2 protein-coding genes and 2 pseudogenes are annotated in these 3,428 nt (G+C 47.4%); all 4 read right to left on the bottom strand.

All coding sequences use genetic code 11. From position 1 onward, the window contains the following. Window positions 1–410 (bottom strand): annotated as a pseudogene (locus JNC77_RS17465) (hypothetical protein); the annotation flags it as partial. Then, window positions 410–649 carry a hypothetical protein gene (locus tag JNC77_RS17460; protein ID WP_374834784.1) on the bottom strand — a complete coding sequence of 80 codons (240 nt, stop codon included), beginning with the start codon at window positions 647–649 and terminating at the stop codon, window positions 410–412. The pseudogene JNC77_RS17465 and the gene JNC77_RS17460, both read right to left, overlap by 1 nt. A 787-nt stretch (window positions 650–1,436) precedes the next feature. Beyond that, window positions 1,437–1,883: a hypothetical protein gene (locus JNC77_RS17455; RefSeq protein WP_374834782.1), complete on the bottom strand. Its 447-nt coding sequence runs from the start codon at window positions 1,881–1,883 to the stop codon at window positions 1,437–1,439. 3 nt (window positions 1,884–1,886) lie between these two features. After that, window positions 1,887–3,428: pseudogene (locus JNC77_RS17450) on the bottom strand (phage tail protein); the annotation flags it as partial.

Raw genomic sequence — 3,428 nt, 5'->3', positions numbered from 1 at the left:
CATTCCGTTAAAGCAGTCACATCCGCAGTGCCAGAACCGGTGAAAAAAGCCAGTGTATCTTTTAGTGTTTTCAATCCGGCAAGCGCATCGACATTTCCGCTCATGCCCCAACGGGCGATAAGATCGCGAATAGCAGCAGGAGCAGCTGATGCAGAGGACTGAAAGCGGATGCAGAGGGGTAGATTGGTGCCACCAACACCAACAGGGCAAGGATAGAGTAAAGTACCTGAATTCTGACCGGTAATTTCGTTGATAATCAGCACACGGCCATCCGCCGTCATAATCGTATCGCCACGGCCAATAGTGGCGGTGATCAATGAAGCCCCTGTTGTGGTGAAGTTCTTACTCCCCGATACCAAAGTGATTGTGCCGACCGTGTAATCTGGCCTGACACCCCTTTCATAAGCCATTATTCAGTCTCCTTCGTATCAGCAGGTGAATTCTCATCACCCTGCAAATCTGTCACGACCTGATTAAGGCGCGCTATTTCCTCTTGAGCCGATGCTAAGTCGACGGTTATCTCTTGGATTTTCAATTGCGCATGATGCAACTCGTGGGCCAAAAAAAGCCGCCGATCACGTGAGTAATTGGCGTCAATGGTCAATTCCATCAGGGCTACCGATGGATCAATCATTATTCTGTTTTGCATGATTTCCTCATAAGGGACGGCTTAGAACAATACCTTGAATTCTACAGTTCTAGCTTTCCCGTCCACATTCCGAATGGTTACACTATTAAAAGGCGCGTTCATTTCCGCATAATACGTCCTGAACGAAGGGAGTATCCCTTGAGGTGACCTAACCAATACTGTGGGGACGATGTTTTGATTTGGACTAGTAAATGTGAATGTCTTTGTCCCGTTACCTGTAAACGAAACGCTATTACTCGTTATCGGTATGCACGGGGTCATGCCGGAAAACATAGCCATGTTTTGAGGTGAAGCAGTATTTGCGTCAAAGCCCGGCTTTGAAACCCTAACGCCGCTGGCATCGAAGATAATCCTATCCACCATCGTTACGGCATCCTATTTTCAAATACGATGTAATTCACGTAGATATCAGATACAAAATCATCCCAATTGGATGAAACAAACCAAAGTGTATCAAAGCTTACCACGCACGACATGCCCCAGAAGATGTCATCATCCTGCGAAGGAAAGGTGACATTGGTTCTGCCCAATAGAGGCCACTCGTATCTATAAAAAACCAATGGATGGTAACTTAGTGGAGGAAAAGAAAACTTACCCCACCAAAAAGCATTCCCGCTTTGTGTATATGAGTTTAGTTTTACTCGCGCCCTTGCGTGTATTTTTAAGTAGTCATTCTCGGAAGAAAAAACCATTGGATTAGCGCGGTTTTTAACATCAAAGCCGGGCTTTGAAATTCTAAGTAAGTGTCTATTGTTTTCTTTGCCTAATAAGATTCTATCCACCATTTTCAGCCCTCGAAAACCACGAAGTAATCTGCCCCTTGCCAACGTCCCGCTTGGACATGGTTATATATCCCGCCGTTGGTAGCGTAGTAATTTTGATTGGCATCCGCGCCCGCGCCGCTAAAAAACTCAGTATCAAGTATGTATCTAGTTCCATTGGTGGGGGGTCTATCGGCGCTATTTGGTATAACGCCCCACTCGAAATAGGTTTGATCTCCTGTATAATTTCCCGACAAAAAACCCCAAATATAGGGGATATAATTCAACTGATACGGAAAAGCGGTAAATACCCCTGATTTATTCCTGGGCAAAATCCATTTAATACCGCCTCCATCAAACCAGTTGCTATCGAATGATTTGTCTGCATCTGGTAGTGACGGAGTGGCATTCTTACCCGCCTTCGACGTGATGAGCCGTGGCGGGGATTTACTTAAAAACACACGTTGAACCATGCATTAATCGCTGAATATCAGCGTCCCATTGTTAAGATTGAAAACCACTTTATTATCAGGGCTACGCATGACACCGGCTGTTACCTCACCGATATTGGCAAGAGCCAGAGTTAGTTCGCCATCCATATAAACTAAAGGTTGTTTTGATGTGCCTGTACTGTCGGTCACAACGAAGCGATCTGCCGCAACCATGAAACTGGAGACACCATTGATAACCTCAATCCAGTAAGCAGAGCTGGACCAAACATCACCACTACCCATTTTGACCTGAACGCCATGTATAGCTCGTCCGCCGCCGGGTGATACTTCTGTTTCACTGCGGATATTGATGCCGGCTGAAACATTATCAACCGTAGTCGACAAAGCGGTGATGAGTTTGCTGTTGGCATCGACCTTGCCATCAACTTTGTTAATTTCCGTTTCCATCAACGTGATGACGCGAGATACATCCTCATCAATGGTAGTGGTAAGAGCTGTAATCGCGCGCGCGTTCACATCAACTTTGTCACCAACCTTATTGATTTCAGTTTGCAGGGAGCTGGTTGCCCGCGCGATACTCTCATCAACAGAAACTTCCAGTTCCTCAATTCTGGTAACAACTGCACCCACATCATTAACAACGACTTGAATGGCTTTTTTGTAGGAGGCAGTTACATTATTAACGGCAACTGTAACTTCTTCGCGCAGAACGCGGCGTTCAGCAAAATTACCAGCATCCTGCTCGGCTGTTAGCTGCCCCAGTCGCTCTAACTCATCCCAAGCATAGCTCTCGGAGTTACCCAGCCATTTTAGCTGAACTTCAACCTCCTCTCTTAGCTCGTTTACACCAACAGGATATATATCCAGCTCACTTAAGCGAACATCCAGCATCCTGACCGAAATCCAATCAGACCAAATGAACTCTCGATAATCATCGTAAACCGCATAACGCGCCCGCACCTGATATTGGGAGTTGGCCTGAAGCATAAACGGGGCGATGAGCATTGAACCACGCCCAACGTCTTCGGTGCGCCCGGTATAGATTACGGCTAAATCCCATGACTGGCGTAACTCAAACCGGACGAGGTCAACGTCAGCCTTATCGCCATCCCATGATAGCAGAACGGCAGGCCGACGATCATTCCCATTGGCATCTTTAGACACCGATGGAATGGCCGAGAAATCAATGATTGGCTGCGGCTGTGGCCGCATAGACCCGATAGCACCATCAACAGGTGGTTTGAAATCTTTGCCGCTGTCCCAATCATAATCCGTCGGATCAACTTCAGTCAGATCCACCATCACATCAAGGTTGGCGCGATCAGCCACGCCATCCACCCGCATCAGCTTATTGACATAGCCGTTGCGTTTGGAGGTCCAAGCAAAGATCGTGCCAGGTGTTGCAGAAGCCCAAAAGCGTGGTGGCAAAACAATCGTATGTCGGCGGGCGCGCTGCCCTTCCAGCAAGGCCGCACTCATCAAACGCTGTACCTGCTCGGCATAAGAAACAAAAGTCAGTTCAACCGATGCCATCAAGCGGCGATTGCCGTGCCTTGCCTCCAAATC

It is taken from the genome of Paenochrobactrum pullorum (assembly GCF_041929845.1).
Lineage (GTDB): Bacteria > Pseudomonadota > Alphaproteobacteria > Rhizobiales > Rhizobiaceae > Paenochrobactrum > Paenochrobactrum pullorum.
The sequence above is the reverse complement of the archived record's forward strand: the minus strand, read 5'-3'. Positions and strand labels throughout refer to the sequence as shown.